Origin of the sequence: Gillisia lutea, from assembly GCF_021568705.1 — a bacterium.
GTDB classification, from domain to species: Bacteria; Bacteroidota; Bacteroidia; order Flavobacteriales; family Flavobacteriaceae; genus Gillisia; species Gillisia lutea.
Genome location: NZ_JAKGTH010000009.1, coordinates 300,172 through 323,659, shown reverse-complemented (window position 1 = coordinate 323,659; position 23,488 = coordinate 300,172). Strand labels below are relative to the sequence as shown.

The 23,488-nt window shown below is 35.8% G+C and carries 21 protein-coding genes; all 21 read right to left on the bottom strand.

Features of this window, described 5'->3' with window-relative positions; all coding sequences use genetic code 11:
• Positions 1–963, bottom strand: coding sequence for a glycosyltransferase family 2 protein (locus tag L1I30_RS10940; protein ID WP_236134332.1), 963 nt, complete (start codon positions 961–963; stop codon positions 1–3).
• Between the two features lie 13 nt (positions 964–976).
• Positions 977–2,077 carry a glycosyltransferase gene (locus tag L1I30_RS10935; RefSeq protein ID WP_236134331.1) on the bottom strand — a complete coding sequence of 367 codons (1,101 nt, stop codon included), beginning with the start codon at positions 2,075–2,077 and terminating at the stop codon, positions 977–979.
• Positions 2,074–3,291, bottom strand: coding sequence for a glycosyltransferase (locus L1I30_RS10930; protein ID WP_236134330.1), 1,218 nt, complete (start codon positions 3,289–3,291; stop codon positions 2,074–2,076). Before L1I30_RS10930 ends, L1I30_RS10935 begins: the two co-directional genes overlap by 4 nt.
• A 5-nt stretch (positions 3,292–3,296) precedes the next feature.
• Positions 3,297–4,601: a hypothetical protein gene (locus tag L1I30_RS10925; protein WP_236134329.1), complete on the bottom strand. Its 1,305-nt coding sequence runs from the start codon at positions 4,599–4,601 to the stop codon at positions 3,297–3,299.
• Entirely contained in the window at positions 4,598–5,902 is a 1,305-nt protein-coding gene (locus L1I30_RS10920; protein WP_236134328.1) for a glycosyltransferase family 4 protein, read from the bottom strand. Before L1I30_RS10920 ends, L1I30_RS10925 begins: the two co-directional genes overlap by 4 nt.
• Entirely contained in the window at positions 5,899–7,011 is a 1,113-nt protein-coding gene (locus L1I30_RS10915) for a glycosyltransferase family protein (protein ID WP_236134327.1), read from the bottom strand. The genes L1I30_RS10920 and L1I30_RS10915 overlap by 4 nt, the downstream gene beginning before the upstream one ends.
• Before the next feature lie 67 nt (positions 7,012–7,078).
• On the bottom strand, positions 7,079–8,083 hold the full coding sequence (locus L1I30_RS10910) for a glycosyltransferase family 2 protein (RefSeq protein ID WP_236134326.1): 1,005 nt from the start codon (positions 8,081–8,083) through the stop codon (positions 7,079–7,081).
• A gap of 73 nt (positions 8,084–8,156) precedes the next feature.
• Positions 8,157–9,134 (bottom strand): hypothetical protein, encoded by a 978-nt coding sequence (locus tag L1I30_RS10905; protein ID WP_236134325.1) that lies wholly within the window; start codon positions 9,132–9,134, stop codon positions 8,157–8,159.
• A gap of 17 nt (positions 9,135–9,151) precedes the next feature.
• On the bottom strand, positions 9,152–10,456 hold the full coding sequence (locus L1I30_RS10900; RefSeq protein ID WP_236134324.1) for an MATE family efflux transporter: 1,305 nt from the start codon (positions 10,454–10,456) through the stop codon (positions 9,152–9,154).
• A 92-nt stretch (positions 10,457–10,548) separates the two neighbouring features.
• Positions 10,549–12,141 carry an ArnT family glycosyltransferase gene (locus L1I30_RS10895; RefSeq protein WP_236134323.1) on the bottom strand — a complete coding sequence of 531 codons (1,593 nt, stop codon included), beginning with the start codon at positions 12,139–12,141 and terminating at the stop codon, positions 10,549–10,551.
• Between the two features lie 92 nt (positions 12,142–12,233).
• A complete protein-coding gene (locus L1I30_RS10890; RefSeq protein ID WP_236134322.1) occupies positions 12,234–13,379 on the bottom strand; it encodes a DegT/DnrJ/EryC1/StrS family aminotransferase in 1,146 nt (381 codons plus the stop codon).
• Positions 13,376–14,359, bottom strand: coding sequence for an NAD-dependent epimerase/dehydratase family protein (locus L1I30_RS10885; protein ID WP_236134321.1), 984 nt, complete (start codon positions 14,357–14,359; stop codon positions 13,376–13,378). Before L1I30_RS10885 ends, L1I30_RS10890 begins: the two co-directional genes overlap by 4 nt.
• The gene (locus tag L1I30_RS10880; RefSeq protein ID WP_236134320.1) at positions 14,352–14,720 is read right to left on the bottom strand and encodes a hypothetical protein; all 369 of its coding nucleotides are present in this window, start codon (positions 14,718–14,720) and stop codon (positions 14,352–14,354) included. Before L1I30_RS10880 ends, L1I30_RS10885 begins: the two co-directional genes overlap by 8 nt.
• Entirely contained in the window at positions 14,721–15,695 is a 975-nt protein-coding gene (locus tag L1I30_RS10875) for a glycosyltransferase (protein ID WP_236134319.1), read from the bottom strand.
• Between the two features lie 3 nt (positions 15,696–15,698).
• Positions 15,699–16,343, bottom strand: coding sequence for an acetyltransferase (locus L1I30_RS10870; RefSeq protein ID WP_236134318.1), 645 nt, complete (start codon positions 16,341–16,343; stop codon positions 15,699–15,701).
• Positions 16,336–17,460: a DegT/DnrJ/EryC1/StrS family aminotransferase gene (locus L1I30_RS10865; RefSeq protein ID WP_236134317.1), complete on the bottom strand. Its 1,125-nt coding sequence runs from the start codon at positions 17,458–17,460 to the stop codon at positions 16,336–16,338. Before L1I30_RS10865 ends, L1I30_RS10870 begins: the two co-directional genes overlap by 8 nt.
• A gap of 1 nt (position 17,461) precedes the next feature.
• On the bottom strand, positions 17,462–17,965 hold the full coding sequence (locus L1I30_RS10860) for an acyltransferase (RefSeq protein WP_236134316.1): 504 nt from the start codon (positions 17,963–17,965) through the stop codon (positions 17,462–17,464).
• Positions 17,966–17,981: 16 nt separating this feature from the next.
• Complete coding sequence (locus L1I30_RS10855) at positions 17,982–19,022, bottom strand: Gfo/Idh/MocA family protein (protein ID WP_236134315.1); 1,041 nt, start codon at positions 19,020–19,022, stop codon at positions 17,982–17,984.
• 84 nt (positions 19,023–19,106) lie between these two features.
• Positions 19,107–20,663, bottom strand: a complete 1,557-nt coding sequence (locus L1I30_RS10850) for an ArnT family glycosyltransferase (RefSeq protein ID WP_236134314.1) — start codon at positions 20,661–20,663, stop codon at positions 19,107–19,109.
• A gap of 17 nt (positions 20,664–20,680) precedes the next feature.
• Positions 20,681–22,324, bottom strand: coding sequence for a hypothetical protein (locus tag L1I30_RS10845; protein ID WP_236134313.1), 1,644 nt, complete (start codon positions 22,322–22,324; stop codon positions 20,681–20,683).
• 47 nt (positions 22,325–22,371) lie between these two features.
• Positions 22,372–23,484 (bottom strand): GDP-L-fucose synthase family protein, encoded by a 1,113-nt coding sequence (locus L1I30_RS10840; protein WP_236134312.1) that lies wholly within the window; start codon positions 23,482–23,484, stop codon positions 22,372–22,374.
• Positions 23,485–23,488 lie beyond the last annotated feature (4 nt).

Here is a 23,488-nt window from a genome sequence, read left to right as displayed (position 1 = left end):
TTATCCTATTAAATTATTCAATTGTTTCATCGAATTAGTTAATAATTTTCCCAAAACATAGTTATAGTTATAGGTTATCATTTCTAAACGATGATATAAGGCAAGATTAGTCTTACTGTATGGCGTGAAATTTTCTTTTTTAAAATTAGTTCTAAAGCCTTTATTTTTTGCAAGCTTTCCACCAAGCCGCGAATACACGATCCAGGTTCGGCAGTTCATCAATTTAAACTCATCTTGCACCTGTTCAAAATTATTAGTATTCTTCAGCATTTTTTTTGCAATAGCAACCGAGCCAATAATATTTTCTATAAACACCGGATTTTTGGAAGAATTGGCACTTTTACCATGAATCAAATAATTGTGAATGGGAGTATTTTCAACTTCAATTTTCACATTATAATGGGTGAGGATATGAAGGTTAACCAATACATCTTCATATAGCATATCTGTAAAATTATAATCGATATCTTTAAATAAATCTTTTCGATACAATTTGCCCCACACATAGCCTTTTATTTCATTATTGAATAAAGCTTTAATTAAACTGATCTTATTCTGTTGCTTGGGTATATGATTGGTAATAATTTTTCGCTTTCCATTTTGAACTCTATAGCCATTACCTATCACTATATCTGCACCGGTTAGTAGTTGTTTCTTAACCAATAATTCTATCGCCTTAGGTTCTAAATAATCATCAGCATCGCAATGAAAAATAAATTCACCTTTAGCGCTTTCAACTCCTTGTTTACGTGTTAAATAAGTACCTGAATTTTTTTTGTTGATAATGATTACTCGAGGGTCTCTTTTTTCATAAGAACTAAGTATTTCCAAGGTGTAATCACGGCTACCATCATTAACCACGATAATCTCAATATCCTTATAAGATTGGATAATAATACTATCCAAGCATTTGCCTATCCATTTTTCCGCATTATAGGCAGGAATAATTACAGATACTTTCATATTATACATTGAATTATTTGGTTAGAACATTTTTATAAAGCTGAAACATACCTTTAGCTATTGCTTTATTATCATACTTTTCTTCTACCAGTTTTCTACCTCTTTCTCCCATTTTTTCCAATTCTACAGTAGACATTTTAATAGCTTCGAATAAGGCTTGTGTTAGATTTGCAACGCTTAATTCTATCCACCAACCACAATTAAAAGTGATCAACTCTTCCCATGGAGTACCTTTCGTTGTTATTACAGGAATACCAGCTGCTAAGGCTTCTATAACTACAATACCAAAATTCTCGCTATAAGTTGGCAGTACAAAAACATCAGCCTGCTCATACAACTCCCACTTATCACTCCCATAAACGCCTCCCAAAAATTTGATCTTATTTTCAACTCCCATTAATTTAGTAAGCTGTATCAACTCTTCTATATATTCGCGCTCACCCTCCCCCGCTATTATCACCCTCACATTTTGATTTTTAAGCTCACTAATAGACTCTATTAATAGCTCAATTCCCTTTTTGGGGTGAATACGAGACAGAAATAAGATATTTTTAGAAGGTGTATTTTTTTCTACAATCTTCTTTTTAAGTATTTCTGAAACATTTAAACCATTAGGAATAATCATTCCCGGTTTCTTAAATCCTAACTTCCTAATATTATCAAGTTCTGATGCTGCGGTGGCATGTAAATAATCGGCAGTGTTTATGGCGTTGTTCTGATATAGGGTAAGTGCAATCTTTTTTTTTGTAGAATGCCTATTTACAATATAGGGTTCCAGCATACCGTGAGGAGATATGACCACCTTAATCCCCATTCGCTGTGCTTCTTTTTGAACTAAGAAGTTTTGCGGATTCCAAATTCCATTTATATGTAAAACATCTGGTTTTTCAAGTTTCAGTATATTCTTAAATTCCTTTTTTATTTGAAACCATCGCAACAATGCCAAGTCGATAAAATGAATTTTTACACCCTCTAATTTCAAAGGATTTGCCGTAACGTTGGTAACCACTACAATTTCAACCCATTTTTTTAATTCTGCTGTCAATAATTGCATATATGAAGCTGTTCCTCCAGAATTCTGGTCTATAGAACCTATGTAATGTATAACTTTCATAAAGCTTTTGCTTTTGCATGTGGTATATCTTGTATGCCTACCTGAAGTGAATACATTTTTAAAACTTCCTTATAAGTTTTCTCTATTTGCTCTAAGGAATGTCCTGTATTAAACCTTTTTGCATTCTCTATGCCTGCATCAATAAGATTTTGTCTTTCCTCAGGAGACAATTCAATTAATTCATTTAAGCTTGCCGCACTTTGTATTATCCATTTTTCATAGGCTTTATCTTCTGAAGGTGGCAGAGTTAAGTAATAACAACTCTGCCCTCCTACTTCATTCATGGGTGCTTTATTAGTAGTAATTACCGGGCAGCCACTCGCCATGGCTTCTGCAATTGGCCAGCCAAATCCCTCGGCCAACGAAGGAAATAACATAACAAACGCACCCTGATATAACTTTATAAGCACCTCATTAGAAACGTTATTTAAAATATGGATATCCTTAGAAAAATCACTTGTATCGAGAATATTTTTTAGTGCAGGCGTAGGTAAAGACCCAACTATTAACAGCTTAGCGTTTATCTTTGAATTTTCTCTCCATTTCAAGTATATCTGGATAACTCCTATTCTATTCTTGTAAAATTGATTTCCCCCTACATGCAGTATATAGCCGTTTTCGAGATCTATTTTTAATTCCGAATTTAGCCGCTTTAGTACTTGTTTATCTTTTATAGGTTCAAAATTTTGATTGAGCCCATTGTAAACTACTTCTGAAATTTGAGGAGTTTTGTTCAAAAACCTATGTAAATCCACTTGTGTTTTTTTTGAAATTGAAATAAAATTCTCACCTTTTCTATAGCCTTTTCTAATCATCTTTTGATATAATCTTCCAGACAGTCCAACTTTATTTTGAGGAATCTCTCCTAAAGCAGACATCTGTGCTAAAAAATCATGACAATGAATAACATGAGGCCTATTTGCAACCAAAGGCACCCAGGCACCCAATGCCTGATCGGCAAAAACGAATAAAGTTTGTAAAGGCGACTTTTTGATTTTCTTCCTTACATTAATTGGAAATATTATGAACTGATCTATATAGCCAAGCCATTTCCTGCATAGTTTGGGAAGAGGTAAGTTATATAGCCAAGGCTGAGCTGTCCACAGCTGGACCAAGTGCCCTTTTGCTCGTAAACCTTCAGCCAGCATATTGGCATACTTGGGCATACTATACGAAGCAGAGAAAGGCGGGTGTGTGAAAATAACTATTTCCATAAATTTCACTCTTCATTATGCGAAGCCATTACCAAGCCACCAATTAAAATGCTAAACCCCAAAGTTGTAGGCTGAGACCATTGTCCCTGAAGGATATTGAACATGCCAAAACTCATTAACATCCAGGGTAAAATATTATTTTTGTTAATGGCTCTCCACCCCTTCTGCAAAAACTCTAGCACTACCCCAATCCTGATGAATATGACCATCATCCCGAAGACCATTCCCATTTCTCCCACTACCCTGGGCCATTCTTCTTCAGCAATTAAATAAGCTCCAGAATTACCTACCAAAATATTTGCACCAACACTGGTACCCATGCCCAATCCCATGCCCCAGAATGGAAACTTATCATTAACAATAGCACTATACATACCACCTAAAAATCGATCGATAAACACACCTTCCACCAATCCGCCTTCTGTTCGGTTTCCGCTGGTAAACCGCTCGGTAAAGGCAATAATTGGTTCTTCTATGAAAGAAAAGTTGCCCATAATTAGAAATAGAAAAATACTAATTAGTCCAACCCCAATAATATTTTTAATAATTCTGGGATTTCTAGCTATAATAGCCATCATGAACACCACAGATAATGCAATTTCAAACAATACTGTTCTACTAATGCTTAGGGGAACGGCGGCTAAAAGAGCAAAACTTGAAACTAATAATAAGGCTTTAGAAACATATCTTCTATCCTCGCCTATCCAGAAATAGAAAATATATGCGGTAGCTAATCCATAGAAGAGGGATAAGCCATTTGTAAAGGAAAAAGTTCCCGGTACCCGAAAAAATCCTCCCGCCCCACTAAAACCTGAACCGGTAAGATCTCCTCCCACCCCTCTGTTTACCCATGCTGATTGTGGGCTATAGAATTGTACAGCAACCAATAACGTCATTGCTATTGTTAACCACAGCATTATTTTTCCTAAGATTAATACATCCGATTTATTGAAAATATTACCAATAACAAAAATTAACGGGAAGTGAATAATTGTCATTCGTAATCCATAAATGGCAACTTGTAAATTACCATGACCTATTATCAGTGTTAGAATAAGCGCTAAAATACTTACCTCCCAAATAAGGAAAACGTATAAATTTATTTTCCATACACCATATTTAAAGCTCATATATAGCAGCCAGATAGCAAGTGGATCTCGTATAATTAATAGGGATTCTGAAAATCCTGGTAAAACCCATTTCCTTAAAGCTCCTTCAAAAATTAACAGAAAGAAATAAAGCCAAACTCCTTTTTTGAGTTTAGAGATCACTAAATCTTCATAATAATTTTCTAAAACTACCTCTTTCATTTTGCATGAATTAGCCCTAAATTCATAGATTTTTCGGTACCTGATGTAGCATCAAAATATTGTAGCAATGCCCGGTAGATGGTAGTACCATACTTTTCCCAGCTATAGCTTTTTGCCAGAGTACGTGAATGTTCCCCCATTTCAGGAATTTTCAACCTGTTATTAAGAAACCATTCCAATTTTTCAGCTATTTTTTCTGGAGATCTAATAGGAACCAAAAAACCTGTTTTTCCTTCCTTTATTAAATCGGCTCCACCGGTATTAGGTGTAATTATTAATGGAAGTCCTTGACTCATTGCCTCCTGCAATACCAACGCGCGACCTTCAACAATCGATGGCAGGCAAAAAACATCACAACTAAGCATCAATGCTAAAACCTCTGAATGTTCTCTACAGGTCTCATATGTGAAATCTGGAAACTCTTTTCTGTAAAATTCCATGGAAGACAACATAGAGCCTAAAACCACTAATTCGATATTCTTATTCTTTAATAATTTCATGGCAGCGAACAAATCTCCCAATCCCTTTCTCTGTCCCATAGAGCCAACAAAAAGTACTCTTAATGGCGAATTAATATCGACTTTATAAGGTTTGTATAAATCAGTTTCCTGAGTAATAGGTGGGGAACCGAATGGAGAAATAACTTGCTTTTTATTCTTTGCCCATTCCGGTAAAGAGTCCATTACGAAAGACCCCGGACCAATTACCACATCAGCTAATTGAAGTTCTAGTTTCTTTCGTTGTAATTTTGATTTGCTATCAATAATCCCTCCCCCTAAGGTTTCCGACCATTGTGGCAATCTAACTGCTTCTTCCATCATTAACCTGCGCCCGGTTTTCCAATAAGCGATGGGAAGTTCATATATACACGTTAATCCAAGTTCTTTAGCTCTATAAAAAGTTTCTAAAGCCCCATCTTCATAAGCATATACTGCAGTAGCCCCTTGTTCTTGTTCATCTTTTAACCTAGCGGCCACATACCTATCCAGTTCCTGGTATACTTTATCTACGCAAAACGGACCTTCTTCGTGCTTAATTAGGTTCTCCAACCCAAATTTTGAAGAAAAGGAACGGCCTAGTTCTCTCCAGGGATAACATTTTGTAACCGATTTAAGATCATTATGATAAGTGCGTCGTCTAAAATCTTTTAATGGTCCTCTGGCAGCACAGGTATACCAAAAACTATTGGGAAAAGTAGCTATAGAGGTATAAAATTTACCTAACACACCTTTATCTACCATAGTTTTTGCTATGGCTCTTACATTAGAATTTCCAGATGGGTGAGAAAGAATAATCTTCATAAATATTGTTTTTGGTATTGCAGGCTTTCACTAAATACTTTACTTACTTTTTTCAGGTTATTAGATTGTTCTTTAAAGTCAGCTGTAAGTGAAAAATCCAGCTCTCCCGGGGTATATTCTTTAACTAAATCTTGTACAATTGATTGCGCTATTTTTCTAGGCTTCCAAGATCTTGCAACACAGTAAACAGGAAGTTGATGTTCTCTCATTGCTACCACAGTACCACTCTTTTCTATTTGATATAGGGGGGTAGAACTAATTCCCCAATCTGCCTTACTTAAAATTTCAGAAATATTTTCAGCACCTTGCTCTCCCAGAACATGCACATTAAAATTCTCCTTTTGAAAGGCTTCTACCCAAGTACCCAGCTCATTCCCTAAACGCCCGATAAATTGTATTTTAATTTTTTTATTAGATTTTAACCTATAAATAGAGAGATCATTAACAAATTGCATTATTGGAGCCCCCGGCTGGATCATTCCAAAAACCACCAATGTTAATACAGAATCATTCTTAAAATTTTTACTCTTATGTAAAACCGGAATATTACTAAACAACGGCAGAACTTCAATTTTACATCCAAACCGTTCTAAATATAATCGGTATAAATTTGACTGTGTATGAATTACTTTAGGTGCTAACCTCTTTATGATTTTTCCTGCAATATATTCTTGAGCTATTCCTAATATTCTATGTTTTACAGGAGATTCAACATCCATTCCCACCCAAAGCTCATGAAACATGATATGCCATTTTCTTCCAACGCCTAATTCTTCTAGTTGTGCATCCAAATTCCAGGGGATTCCCTTTTTTTGAAAGGAAAAAGGAACATATTGTAAACTTAGCCAGTCGGGATCAAATTTGTCTATGCGGTGCTTTACTCTTGCAAATCGCTCTTTATAGCTCTTCCCAGGAGCTAAGCGAAGAATTGAAATTCCATCACCATTATCGATATTTGAGACTATATCCTTCTTAATATGAAAATCATTGATTGCAATTAGAACTACTACATGGCCTTGTCCAACAAGTTCAATTCCAAGCCTTCTTGTGTAATCGCCTACCCCATCGCGTCCAGGTTCAAGAGATCCACATATAAATACAATTTTCATGAAGTGAGAATTACATATTATACTAACAAGTCTATTGTTAAGTTTTCTACCCTCTAATTGTTTGTATTTATAAGCAATACGATGACCAGCCAATGAGATTCTTTGTTTTATAAATAACTTTACTTACAACACCAATATCTCTTATCCCGCTAATAATACTTCGTACCTTTTTAGCCTTTCTCAAACCAATAATTTTAGTGAGATTGTAAACTAACTTATCACTTAGATAATATTGTTTATTAGGATTATACATTTCTCGCTTACAAATTTCTATAAGATCGGGGAATGTATCTATGCAGTTGTAACTAAGCTCAAAGAAACTCTTATCAACTGCATCATTTCCTCTTTCCCCTACAACTTGCTTTACTATAAATTTATAAGATCTTACAGATTGTAACCAAGAGATCATAGCTGCCCGATCACGTTTATGAGATAAACTATTCAAATTGCCTGATCTATAATATGCGGAAGCTCTATGATCTATTACCACTCCATTTGAGGCCGCAACTATTCTGTAAAAAAATTCTCCATCATCATTAAAAGATAGCTTTTCATTCCACAGGCCTGCAAGTGAGATAAGTTTTCTGGAAACTAACCAGGTATGGGGAATCATGTATGGCCGATCAATTAACCATTCCTCCTTCTCAAAAAATTTCGTTTCATTTTCAGTATAAGGTCTTTTTTTATATGCTTTGTTTATATTTTCATCAAACCTTTGCCAGGTACTACCTATTAAAATTAAATTTGAATACTCCTGAATAGTTTGTATTTGATGAGTTATTTTATCGGGATGCAACAAATCATCGGCATCTAAAAACTGAATATAGCTTCCCTTTGCCAGTGAAATCCCATGATTTCTTGCTGCACTAGCACCTTTATTGGGTTGAGATTTAACATTGACACCATGTTTTATATATCCTTTAGCAATTTGAAGCGATCTATCTGTCGAGCCATCATCGATAATAATAATTTCTGTATTCGGGTATGATTGATGTATGGCCGATTCAATTGTTTCAGCTAAATATTCGTCCGAATTAAATACAGGAATAACTATTGAGACCAATGGCTTCATTAGGCGTATATGATATGGGTTGATTTTTCACAGACTTATAATCCAATCGCTCTGGAGTACTAATAGCTGTATTTCAAAATTCCTTACGTTTATAAAACCTACCTAAGAGAGCTGCTATTTTAATAGCCATCAATTTAGTTTTAATGAGCTTGGGAGGTTGTGAAAAAATAGGATTATTGGCATATTTCCAGTATTCTTTATCTACTAACCTTGGAGGACTTCCTTTTAAAGCTCGAGAAATAGGTTTCAATAACCACGGTTTCATGGGGCCTAATGCATGTGGCATGAGAGGTTCGCCCGATTTAAAGGCCATTCCTTCCTGCCCTATCAGACTTATATCGCCATTCCATGCTTCAATCGTGGCATTTAACGCATCCTGATCGGTTCTTGAAAAAGGAGCGAATGCTCCCTGAGCTTCTTTTGGTAAAGCTGCATATTCCTTAAATTGGGATCTACTTAATCCCCCGACTGCCGGAGCCATTTTTACCTGAATATGTTTCCATGATTCAAGAAAACTTTTATTATTGATTGATAATCCTACAAAGCCTCCATTGGCATATCCAACATCTTTATAGGAAAGCGTTAAACCTTTTTCCCCGAAATATTTACGCCAGGCTTTTCTTCTAGGATGATTTTTTGATAGTGGAGAATTAACATCTTCACACAATGCTACACCATATGTAATCCATTCTTCAAAAAATGTCCAGGAAGTTGTTACTACAATATCTGGATCAAAATAATATATACTTTCGGCATCCCTGGTAACACCCTCTATAAGCTTTAACATAAAATCTGGCTTATAATTAGTAAGGTGGTAACTTGTTTCTAACGGAATAAAATGAAGCTGAATAACATTATTTATAGCAAAAGTACTGGCATTAGGAAATCTCAGAGTTTTATTCTCTTTAGCTGAATGAGCCCATTGTGGCAACTCACCACGATAGCCGGCAAATATTTCCCCTTTAAAGCCCTGATGGAATAAAGAATTTGTTAAGGCTGCTACTCCATAATGGTAATGGCCTTCAAAAAGGGTGCATATAACTGAGCTCATACCTACTAATAAAGTTTCTAATTAATGCTAATCTTTTTTTCTACAAACATTATTTTAAGTAAACAATATGAACCATTCATTAATGCCTGAAATCCTATAATAAAAATATTGAACATTAGAACTCCTCGTAAATTTGACACATCAAAAATCACAGCTCCCAAGACTAGTGATAAAATACTTAGGGGTATAGAAATATAGGGTTTTATAGCCCAGCCTCTACTAGTAAATAATCCAAATAATGCGCCAGCCAGTAAACCAGTGCAACTGCCTATAATACTTAAAATAAGCTCATATTGCAGATAGGAATAGTCTTTTCCCAAAATCCATAATACTTGAGAAGGGAACACCCATACGACTCCAATAATAAGTACACTCAAAATAATAAATACAGTATTGATAATTACAAACCGGCTAAACAAAACGGTCGCAACACTAGGTAGCCTGGCAAAACGAGGCAGTACTAATATTCCAAAAAGCATACTAAAAACACTAAGGGCCATTCCTAATCTTCCTAAAGCTCCCATATTGGCTACATCAGTTGTTGTTCCAAATAACGAAAGTATCCATATGGTAATTTGCCCCGATAAACAGTAATAAACGGCTCCGGGAAATATCAATTTAACAAATGATAGAATTTCTTTTCTAACAACAGGGCTTACAATCTGTTTCCAATCTACATAGCCTGAAGCTAATTTCCTTTGCTTGATATTTACCCAGAATTGAGGTAATCCCGCAGCAAATATTGCTATAAATGCCCATGGAAAAATAAAAAGTGTTAGGGTAAGAAGTAATAAGCGTCCAAAATTTCCTCCAATTTGAATTTTTTGAAGGGCATGTATATCTTGCTTTAACTTAGGAGCTATTTCTAATAGGCTTCCCGAAAGAGTGGTTAAAAAAGCAGGTATAATGGAAACTATTATTAAAATAGACATTAACCAGCTTGCTCCATGATGCCTCAATAAATAAAGGAGTATGGGAATAGAAATTAGTAAGCAATAAAACGCAAATTTTCTTCTTAAATCAAATCCGGTAACTAAAATAGAGCCTAATTTTTTCTTATCCTGCCAAACCTTTCCACCTTGTGCCATTACTCCTGTAGAAATTCCAGCATCGGCAAGAATCGTCATTGTACCTAACATGGTGTTTGCTAAAATATATAAAGCATATTCCTGTGTAGGTAGTAGCCTAATTATAAGGATACCACTTATAAATCCTATTATTTGAATTAAACCTTGTGCGGCACCGGTTATGGTGATCAATCTACCCCATTCCCATGCCTTTGCATAGAAAGGCCTATCCAGTACCTTGGTTAATAATTTCATAAGAATGTTTTCGAGAGGAGCGCGTAATTCATTTTAAATTTTATCTCGAAATATTTTTTTTATTCTTTAGACCTTTAATATCAACCCACCTTCTAATCTCTTTGTCCTATCTGTAATCCTGTATTTTTTCTTCTTGCGTATAATTTATAAGGTCCATATGCTTTAGGGTGAATAAAAAAAAGATTTCTAAGTCTATGAAGATTAGTTGTTTTAACAGTTTGGGGTTGCGCTTGTTTCTCGTATAATGCATACCAACCATTTCCTACAATCCCTTTTTTAGTAAGCAGGCTATCAAACACCTTATCTTCTTCCCATTCAGGCATGATTACATAGTCTAATTTCGGTATCATTTCCTTTAACATAGCTGAAGAAAGAGTGTCTCCAAATGCAGCATAAGGCCTATACATTTTCCAGCCTAAAGCACGGCCTGCATAGTAGAATTCGGGCCCGGGAAGGTATACCGAATAATTTCCCGGACCTATCATTTCCTTTGCGGCAAGATGCATTAATTTCCTGTTATCTTCATTTCGTATTTGAACCGCAAGTGTCGTTCTTCCAATAATCGAAATTGAGATTGGCCAAATTAATAAAAGAATTAAACCTATAATTTTAAATGAAGAAGCCCCCGACTTCCAGCTTAACTTGTAATAATTTGAATAGAACGCAGCAACCAATAAAATCATATAAGGAATTAGGTACAATACTCTATTTAGATATACTAAGCTGAGTACTATTACCATAGTTGCAAGTATTCCTGCAACGATCAATTCGCTATTCCTTTTAATAACAGCGGCTGTAAGGGCCAGTATTACTAAAAAAGGACTGAATTTTAAAATTCTTAAAAGGGTGATAATACCATCTGAACTTAAGAATGATTGTTGTTCTACGCCATTGGCCGCTCCATAATGCAAATTCAGTAATATGCCGTCAAGTATACTACTAAGAGAACTTTTCAATAAAGAAGCAATGGGAATAGTTAATAAAATAACCGCTAGCAATGCACCAAAACTGAATAGTATTGAAGGACGCAATGTGTTTTTTATATTTTTACCCTCCAGTCTATACTTCTTTGTCACTAAAAATAGTTCCATTAAAATTAAAGGATATAACAAAGCAGCCGACGGCCAAATAAATATAGCTAATGCGGCCGCTATCCCAGCAAATACTATAAAAAGCTTCGATCTTAACCCTGTAAATGACCTGTAAATATCTTGTCGTAAACTTAGACAGGATAAAAAACAAAACGCCATAGCCCATCCATCTAAGCGTCCAACGGTATAGGCCTGAACAAAGATGGGGTCTAATAAAAAGACCAATCCTAAAATTAGAACTATTTTATGAGGAGTTCTTCTTTTAAGAAGCCAGGCCATCAATACTGTTGCTGCTACTAATGCTCCTATAATTCCTGATATTCTGGGACCATATTCTCCCAAGGCTTGTAATGTTAATTCCTGAAATACAGCACCCAGATAGAACACATTTATGGCCGGGTGATTTTCTGATATCATCCAGGTTATTGACCAATCGGACCTTGGGTTAAGTATTGTTCTCCCTAAATCTACAATTGTAAATTCATCAATATGAAGAAACGGGGCATAATCAAGAACTGTGAAAAATATGGTTGCGATAATAAAAACGAATATCATCCAAATTTTCCAAAAATAACGCCTAGAATTTATTCTCATATGCATAAATAGCTGTTTCCTTCTTCTCCTATAATCCTCAAAACCACAAATTTTATAAGCAAATAATTCATTAAAATTCCATGTAATAAATTTCAAACAGAGACTGCCGTGGGATGGGTTATTTCGATGAAAGAATCTATAATATAATCAACCTCATCTTTTGACATGGGAACAAATAAAGGTAAGATGACAGACCTGTCTTGAAGATCTTCTGAGACCGGTAAATTATAAACTTCGTGGTTGCGTGTATAGGCCGTTTCTCTATGAGTATTCATTATTCCTCTTCTTGTAGCAATTCCTTTATCTAATAACTTTTGCATAATGGTGTTTCTATCTATTGGACAGGATGGTTTTAAATAAATGCTGTATGACTGATAATTACTAAAAACACCGCTGCCTTCTAGAGGTAATCGTATATAATCCAAATCTTTAAAAGCTTTATTGTATGCTTGGGCTATCTTCCTGCGCTCATTTACAATCCAATCAAGTTTCTCTAATTGCATGATACCTACCGAAGCTTGAATATCTGTCATACGATAGTTATAACCTACTTCTAGATGGTCTTCAAAAATCACTTTATCTGATACATGTCTTACCCTATCGTTTACCGACATCCCATGTTGGCGCAAAAGTTTTAATCTATTGTAATAATCTTCTCTATTTGTTGTAATCATGCCACCATCTCCGGTTGAAATTACTTTTCGCGGATGAAAAGAAAAACATACCAACTCAGAATGCGAGCCTATTTTTTGTTCGTTATAAGCCGCTCCTGCCGCACAGGCTGCATCTTCTATTAATTTTAAATTATATTTTTCACATAGTATTTTAAAATCATCAATATTCGCAGGCATTCCAATTTGATGAACCAGTAGAATGGCTTTAGTCTTATTTGTGATTTTACTTTCTACATCTACAAGATCTAGATTATAGTTAGCTGGCTGAACTTCAGCAAATATGGGTGTAGCTCCTACATATTGTATAGAATTCGCTGTAGCAATATAGCTCAATGAAGGGCAGATAACCTCATCTCCCTCACTTATCCCAGCAACAATCATAGAAAGATGAAGTGCGGTAGTGCAATTAGATACTGCTACAGCATATTTCGCACCGGTATAAGCTGCAAAATCTTCCTCGAATTTTTGCACTTTTGGTCCCTGAGTGATCCATCCAGAAAGTATCGTGTCATAAGCAGCTTGTGCTTCCTCGACTGTTAAATAAGGTTTTGCTATAGGTATCATACACGTAAGTTTATTGATTTTTTCTTTTCAAAGTACCATTCACTAAGCTCTTTAAGACCTTCTTTTAAACTAATTGAGGGTTCAAAATTTAGTTGTTGCTTAGCTTTGGTATTATCGGCCAATCTTCTGCTCACCGGATTTACCGAATTTTCTTCCCTATATTCGGGAACTAGCCTGGAATCATTAACTTTAAGTAAAACGTCCAACAGTTGTTTAAGACTGGTTTCTTCACAGTTTCCTACATTAAAAACCTCATCGGTTACATTAGAAAGCAATGCTGCAACATTGGCCTTAGCAACATCTCTTACATAAACAAAATCCATAGTAGTACTACCATCTCCATAAATAAGAGGCGCTTTGCCTTCGTGTATACAATCCAACCAGCGTATCATTACTTCGGTATACTTCCCATCGGTATCCATTCTTGCTCCATATACATTAAAATATCGAAGCGCAACATAGTCTAAGTCATACATGAATTTATAACTTTTAAATAGCTGCTCTCCCCATAGTTTTGCACCACCATAAAATGTTTGATTATCGTATGGAGTATCGGTTTCTGGAGTAGGAAAGTGCTGAGCTAATCCATACACAGAAGCACTGGAACTGTAAATAACCTTTTTCACCTTATACTTAACACAAAGTTGAGCCAAATCGAAAGTCGATCTCAGCATCACTTCGAATCCCTCCTCAGGATTGGCAGCACAAGAATTAATGCGCAATGCCGCCATGTGAAAAACATAATCTGTACCTGATACATAATTCTCCATTAAAGCGGTATCTCTAACATCTCCCTCTATAAAATGCACCAAAGGATTGTCTATAAACGATTTCATATTTTCGAAGCTTCCTCGTATTAGATTATCAATTATTATAACCTTTTTAGGGTCGCTTTTAAGAAGTTCTTCAACCACATAAGACCCTATAAAACCGGCCCCTCCAGTTACTAATATTTTGCTGTTGTAAATCTTGTTACGCATGAGTTTGAGTGTTTAGACTTAATAAAATAATTCCGCCTATTATGAGTATAAAACCCACATAGGATAGTGTAGATAACTTATCATGAAATAAATAGTACCCTACTCCTATTGTTAAAATAAAATTGATCCCGGTTGCAATTGGTATTATTAAAGAAAAACTGTTTGTAGACAAGGCTTTAAAAAATGCAAGTGCAGAAAGAATTATTAACAGGAATGCCATGACAAAGGGGATGTTTAAAATTAATTTTAACCATTCCTCCATTGTTTCTAGGCTTCTTCCTTTTAACTGCCATTTTATTAAGGCTGCTCCCGTAACATTAAAGGCTGCGTATAACAAAATATATACTATCGTCCTTGTCATTTATTTGTCGCTTATAATTAATCTTTCTTCGAGCTCAAGTTCAAAAGCTTTTTCTACAATTTCATCTATCACAAAGACGGGCCTTTTCCTGCTGGCATCGAGTGTACGCCATAAATATTCGGCAATTATGCCTAAACAAATATTTGTTACTCCAAACCCTACCATCAAAATAGAAAGTAATGCCGGCCATCCACTTGCCAGATCATCATACATGAACTTCCTGTAAATAATATAGGCCGACCAGCAAATTCCTAAAACAAAAAAGGCGATACCTATAAATGAAACCAACCTAATTGGCGCAAAGGAAAAAGCTACAAAGGAATCTATTAGTAATTTGATCTTTTTTGATATGGTCCATTTAGATTTTCCAAGAATACGTTCTTGCTTCTCATAGGTTATCCCAGATTGTTTAAAGCCAAGACTTAAGATTTGAATAAAAATGGATGAATTATTTTCAACATTATGATCTAGGCAATTCTTGACCTTCTTACTGAACATCACTATATCGAAACCTTTCTTCGGAAAGTTAGGAATTGCATATTTACGCATAAGCGCAGCATATGCTGAAGAGAACAATTTTTCGGTAGTTCCTGCTGATGTTTTACTTCTAAATGCCCATGCAATATCTACGCGCTTGCTCTCTATTTCTTCAAACAGCTCACTTACCAGGCTTAATGGATCCTGTAGATCGGCATACATAAAAGTTATATAATCTCCCTTTGCCTGCAATATTCCGGCTCTTAGTGCAGCATGTGAACCAAAATTCCTAGAAAAGCCAATTATTTTATAAGAGTAGTATGTATGTCGTGCCGTTTTAAGTTTTTCCATGGTCGCATCAGAAGAACCATCATTCACAAATATGATCTCTGTAGAAAAGCGCACCTCTTCTTTAAAATATAAATTTAACTCTTCTACGAGCCGATCGATATTCTCTTCCTCATTAAATGCCGGAATAATTACGGAGACCTTTTTCATAAGTTATATCATTTTTTGCTGGCTAAACGAATTGAGATTTCTTGCAGGATTACCCACCATTCTGGAATGAGTAGGAACATCTTTAAGAATATTGCTCCCTAAACCTACTAAACTAAAATCTCCCACATTTATATTATTTATAATGGTGGTGCCACTTCCTATATAACAATTATGTCCTATTGAGCTACTTCCTGCCACCACCACATTACTACCAATTAATGTATAATTACCTACTGTAGAATCATGATGAATTACCGAATTTGGCAGTACACATATATGATCTCCAATCCTGGCATTGCTAGTTAGTACCACTCCTGCCATAATAAGGCAATTCCGCCCTATTATTACATTCTTTCCAATAGATGCATTTTTGTGAATAGCAGTAATATATCTGCTAATATTAATTCCTAATGAACTTATAATTTCTTCCCTTTTATGGAAGGAAGAGGGACTACCTGGAACCGCCAATACAAATAGATCCTTATGATTTTGAAGAATATCGCGAGAGTAAATGGTATAATGTCCTGATGTTTTGTGAGGATCGTCGTCTATAAACCCTATCAACTCATATACATCAAAATCGATACAGTCTAATGCTTCTATTCCATTGCCATTATAAGGGAAGATAACAAGCTTCTTCTTAGCCATTTTTATAGGCATTTACCATGCTGATCACATAATCTACTTCCTTATCGGTAAGTTCAGCATACATAGGCAGGGAAACACAGTGTGCCGCTAAATATTCTGCCTCTGGGCAATCTCCCTCCCTATAGCCCAAATTAGAATAGGCCTTTTGTAAATGACAGGGAACAGGATAATGCAAACCGGGAAAAATTCCATTTTCATTAAGGTATTTAATGAACCTGTCCCTATTTTGAGTAGTAACCACAAATAGATGATAAACAGAATCTGACCATTGCGGCTGAGTTTGCAATTGTATATCGACATTTTTAATTTCCTGCTGATATCTTTGTGCTATCGATCTTCTTCGATTATTCCACTCTGGAAGATATTTCAACTTTATATCGAGGGAAGCAGCCTCAAGTCCTCCCATTCGCATATTAAAGCCAAGTTCATCATGATAATAGCGAACTTTAGTGCCGTGATTCCTTAAGCTAAATAGATGTTCCTGATATGTTGGATTATTTGTTACAATCCCTCCAGCTTCTCCACAAGCACCTAAATTCTTTCCTGGATAAAAGCTAAAACATGCCATTTCACCAAACCCACCTACGGGCTTATTTCTATAGGTAGCTCCATGTGCTTGGGCCGCATCTTCCAGCATATAGAGGTTGTGTTTTTTGCAAATAGCTTTTACCGAATCTACATCAAAGGGCTGACCATATAAATGAACTCCTACAATAGCCTTTGTATTGGATGTGATTTTTTCTTCAATTTTTGAAGCGTCCAATTGCCAGGTATCAGATGTACAATCTACAAATACGGGTGTAGCACCGGTATAAGATACTCCCCAGGCCGTAGCTATAAAAGTATTTGCAGGAACTATTACCTCATCCCCTTTCCCGATACCTAAAGCAAGCATCGCTAGGTGCAATGCCGAAGTACCATTATTAACCCCTACCGCATATTTTGTCTGGCAAAAAGCAGCGAAGTTATTCTCAAATTCTTCAACAAAAGTACCTCCCGAAAAAGCAGTATTTTCATATACCTTTTCAAAAGCTTCGAATATTTCATCTTTAATTTGTTGATGTTGACCTTTTAGGTCCAGGCAGGAGATCTTCTCCTGAATTGCTGAATTATACATATCATACAAGTTTTTGATCCAAGTACTTAATTATTTTGGCAGGATTGCCTGCCACCACAGCGTTTTCAGGAACATCCCTTGTAACTACAGAGCCTGCTCCAATGATCGCTTTTTTAGATATTCGAACCCCACAAAGAATTGTGGCACTAGAGCCTATAGACGCTCCTTCTTCTACATAGGTTTCAATACACTTCCAATCTTCTTCTGTTTGCTGAGAGCCATCCTCATTAGTCGCCCGTGGAAATTTATCGTTTATAAAAGTGACATTATGCCCGATAAAAACATTGTCGGCGATATGCACTCCTTCGCAAATAAAACTGTGACTGGATATTTTACAGTGCTTACCAATGCTAGCTCCTTTTTGTATCTCCACAAACGTTCCAATTTTAGAACCATCGTCAATGCTACAGCCATAGGCATTCACAAAGTTGTATATCTTTACCTGCTTACCTATTCTTACATTATGTAAGCTTTGCTTATTATTATCAATAGTAATGGTTTCCATAGATGATTTTTAATTCTTAATAAGCACTTTGAGTAACAGGAATATGTGAGTTTTCCAAAACTACTTCCCTTCCCTCGTGCTTAATTGATTTATTTGAAGCCTCCAAAATTTTCACCACTTCCAAACCTAAATAACAGGAGGATCTAGGTTGTTTTTTTTCCTGAATACAGGAAATAAAATCGTTGGCCATTCCAAGTAGTGCTTCTGTGGTTGCAAGTTTAGGAACGTGAATATCCCCCACCCGGTAATCTATCATAACCTGGTTTTTTTCTTCGTCATTCTCATAACTATAGCCAGAATCATATATTTTAATTTTTTCAGTAGGCTCTAGGTCATTATAAAGTATCATTTTCTCATCGCCACCTACCAACATCATTCTAACCTTTACGGGACTGGTCCATGAACAATTAAAATGAGCTATCAGGCCCGATTCAAAATTAACCGTGAGATAAGCAATGTTTTCTATTTTATTGTGAGTATGGGTGATTCCCCTGGCATTTACACTATAAGGGCGTTCGTTAACAATATAACTCAGAATAGATAAATCATGCGGCGCCAAATCCCATAGTACATTGATATCAGATTGAAAAAGACCTAAATTTATTCTGGTAGAATCCAGATATTTAATACATCCTAATTCCTTGCTGTCCACCAATTGCTTCATCTTCTGTACGGCCCCGGTGTATAAAAAAGTATGATCTACCATGAGCAGTACTCCTTTTTGCTCGGCGAGATCTATAAGCATTTCAGCTTCTTCAGTAGAAGATGCCATTGGTTTCTCTATAAGAACATGTTTTCCCTCTAATAATGCCTTTTTGGCCAAATTAAAATGAGTGCATACAGGTGTAACAATTACTACCGCATCAATTTTAGGATCATAAATAATATCCTCTGCGCTATTTACAGCATCTATAGAGGGAAACACTTTTGCTAACTGTTGCAGCCTTTCTGGGCGGGCATCGGCTACCATTTTTACTGTGCAGCCATTAGCCGCAAAAAAATTTCTTACAAGGTTGGGCCCCCAATACCCATAACCAATTATACCTACATTTACCATGACTTATATATTTATATGTTTCTGATTATATACTTGAATGATCGTTCTAGAGTATTTAATTCTCTGTATATGTACGAAGGGGGATTATTTAATTCTCTTGTAAAGAGTGCCACTATATGAGCGTTTTACGGGGACATTAAGCGATGTGAGAAATAATGTTACTAGGGGCATATCTTTATTTTGGTAATGATTAAACCTGGCTATTTCAATAAGTTTTGAATTCTTACGATACGTATCTAAGATATAGGGATGCTCTCTTTGGAGCTTATCAGACCAGGCAATATAATCGTAATCGTACACCATTCTCTGGTAATGCTCTCTCTCGGTAACATTTTTGAAAATACTTATATACTGAAAATCTCCCCCGGCATGCTTTACCGCATAATAATAAGCTTCATCACCTACCACTTTACTGTCTGGGGTAAGCTGGCTTTTCATAAAACTTGTAACATATTCGGGGTTCCTTGTTTCATGAGCAATGTATAGCGTTAAACCCTTCAAAGAAAAAAATGCCAGGTTATATATAAGTATAAGGGCCAAGGGCGAATAATATAATAGCTTTTTAAACGCAGATGATTCCCTTCTTAAATAGGATAAGAGTAACACCACTGTCATCCCTATTAGTAAGTACTGAAATGGTGCAATTATAACCGAATACTGACCTCTGTCACTTACCAAAAAATAAAAACATAAAACTGAAAGTGTAGATAATACTACCGGTTTCGATAAATACTTATTATAATTAACAACAGCACCCGCAATAAAAGCTAGAAAAGTTATTATAACCAGGGGTATTTGTTGCTTAGGAAAGAACAGGCCACTGCTCACGTATTCTGTAAATTCTGAATAATAGCTCAATAAACCTTCAATACTTCCGAAGGCATAGAATATCCATATAATATAAGTGATTAAGATCGTACTCCAAAAAACCAGGAGCCGTGTAACATTTTTAATGCTAAATACTTTTATTAATTGGATAAACTGCATTATTGCTAAGGCTAGTAATAATATTCCAATTCGGGGTGTGGTTAATAAGGCTAATGAAAATAGCAATCCTGAAAAACTGAATGCAATGAGTTTTACTTTGTTCTTATAATTATTTTGTTGAATGGTCTTTAAATAAATATAGATAGACGAAAGTGCAAAAAACAATGCCAGGCTATCCATCCTCCCGGTATGCATATTGGAATTAAATAGAGAATCTAACGCAAATGCTGCCGTTATTAAATAAACTAAATTTCGCTTAGTTAAATATAAACTGAGAATCTTATAGAATATAAAAATGCAGCAAAAACTAGCGATTAACCCGGTAAGCCGAAAAGAGAAAATGCCAAAGCCTATAATTCTTGTTACCCAAGAGGTGATCCAGAAATATATGGGACCATATAAAAGTAACTCATCATTATGTTCGTAGGGCGCAATATCCAAATTAAACTCTCCTACCGATGTGTAACTTGAGGTTAAACTCGCAAAGAATGTTTCATCAAACCACGGGATAGGAGATATTTTTAGAGTTAACAAATGAAATACAACATATATAATTCCAGCTGCAATGAACAACCACGGCCCCAAATTATAGGCTCTTTTGAAAAAACCTGAGCTCTGACCGATAATTTGATTAATCTCGCTTTTTGATTGCATTCCTTATAAAATCTATCCTAGTCGGGGCAATTATCACGTTTGTATAATACGTAAGAGCCATAGCTCGTTTTACCCTGAAGAAACCAGAGAAAAATCTCCTTATTATCTCTGTTTTCACTAACTTCATCCCCTTTAAACTGATTATCTATACTGGAGCTTATATTACCACATAAACCCAGGCCAGAAATCTTCAATTGCTTTTCCAGTTCACTGTTTACTGAACCAACTGGAAATATGGCATAATCCATTTCTGAAAGTAGTTGTAAAAACTTATCCTTGGGTTCATAATCATTATGTCTTATCCAATTCCCTTGTTCATCATATGAAAACTGAATAGTTGGCGTATATAATTTCCATCCTAGCGATCTCCCAACAAAATACAGTTCGTACGTAAATCCTAAAAACACTTTGTAATTTCCCGCGCCTATGGAGGAAGTAGCAAGCTTGGCTAACCTGTTTCTATTAAGCTCAGTTTTTGCTTCCCACCCCAAGAAGGTTCTTACCCCTAGTGATATTCCTATGCTCCAAACAACCAATAAGCCTAAGCCAAATTTTGTTGTTTTATTTATCCATTTTTTTGATGTGCTCTCTACACCTTTAATAAATAATCCACTGCTTAATAACACGAAATATGGGAGTAGATATAGAACTCTGAATTCATATACTAGAGATGTAAAAATTAAGGATATAGTTATTATTGTAACCAGAATCCCGCCTTTATCCCGGCGTACCATAACGCCCAAAATTGCTAAAATTGGAAGTATGGGCGTAAAGGTCTTTACAAATGCTTTAATCATTTTTAACCAGACCTGAATATCTATTAAGGCAAACAACCTACTGCCCCCCCCTTTTGTGGTGTCCACATTTTGTGCTACCATACTGGACATATCGCCAAAGATGATCAGCACATTTTCGAGTATTGGTAATAACAATAAAACTGTCACTATACCTCCCCCTAATCCAAAGTAGAAAAGCTTTTTCGCTAAAAATTTAGACTTACTGGCTATTGCTTTTTTTGCTTTACCAATTCGAACCAGTTCCAATATTATTAGAGGATAAAGAAAAAATGCCGACGGCCATACCAGGGTAGCTATAGCAGCGACACCTCCAGCTGCCATCATATTCCCCTTATTTATAGAGGTACTTTTCTTTTCTGAAATAACTTGTAACAGCCAACAACAGGCCAGACATAATCCTATTACCCAACTATCTACTCTTCCTATTCGTTGAGATAACACAAAAAGGGGGTCTAACATTAATGCCAGGCTTAAACCAAATGCTGCAAAACCTTGTACTCGTTTTGAAAGCAACCATCCAAGGCACATGGTTCCGGCAAACATCCCACCCAGCAAACCCGCTATTCTAGGACCTAGCCCTGAAGCCCCGGTAACCTGATAACTAACCTCAGCAAGTAATGGCCCTAAGTATGACCAAAGTAATAGGGGCTTTCCTTCTCTCATCCACCAGGTGATTGCCCAATCGCTTGTAGGGTTAAGGGCAAGCCTGCCGTAATCCGTTATTTGAGCCTCATCTTGTTGAAGGTGAGGTAAGACATCTAATGTTAGCAGTTGTATACATAATGCTATAATGCATACAGCAAACCATATCCACCAATATTTCCTGTCAAAATAGGTATGAAATGACAATGGTATCTTTAACATTATTGAAGTTTTATATAAAAGAGTGCTTGAAATTTATATTAGGATACTTATTTCCATATCTCAGAAGCCGAAGATATTTTGAGAAATTCTACGTAAAATTTTGCAATACCTTCTTCGAGACTTATAGAACTATTCCATCCCAACTTCTGTAACTTGGAAATTTCAGTGACTTTTTTAAGAGTACCATCGGCCTTATTTGTATTGAAAAAAAGCTCACCTTCAAAACCAACCCGTTCTTTTATTAAATACGCCAAATCCTTTATAGAAATATCCTTTCCTGTACCAATATTTATATGTGTATCTCTAATTTCTGCCGAATTTATTTCGCGTTTTATATCTTCAAAATCAATTTCTTTCATTAAGAATACGCATGCATCAGCCATCTCTTCGCTCCAAAGGAATTCTCTCATTGGTCTTCCGCTACCCCATATTTCAATTTGTACCTTCCCATTTTTAGCTTCTATTCCGTATTTCCTAAAAATGTCTAGAATAGCGCGTTTATCTGAATTAGCATTCACCCCTTCTATTGGCATTATACTTAAATTAGATCTTATGTCTTCCCAATTTCCCGTTTCTAATGCCTTTCCCAAATGCATTTTACGTAATAAGGCCGGTAATACGTGGGATTTTTCAAGATCAAAATTATCTTTCGGGCCATATAAATTTGTAGGCATAGCAGCAATAAAATTAGTTGCATACTGAAGATTGTAGCTTTCACACATTCTAATTCCAGCTATCTTGGCTATTGCATAAGGCTCATTGGTGTACTCCAGCTTTCCGGTAAGAAGATAATCTTCCTTTATGGGCTGTGGACAGTTCTTGGGATAGATACAAGTACTTCCCAAAAACAGTAATTTCTTTACCTTATTGAGATAACTGTGATGAATTACATTGGTTTGAATCATTAAATTTTGGTAGATAAAATCTCCTCTATAGGTATTGTTAGCCACTATCCCTCCTACTTTTGCTGCTGCCAGAAACACATATTCGGGTCTTTCTTCCATAAAAAAATTGGCCACCTCTTCACAACTAATAAGATCTAATTCTTCATGAGTTCTTGTTACAATATTGGTATAGCCTTTTATCTTTAAATTGTTAAGTATGGCACTGCCAACTAATCCACGGTGACCCGCTACATAAATTTTAGAATCCCTTTGCATCTTT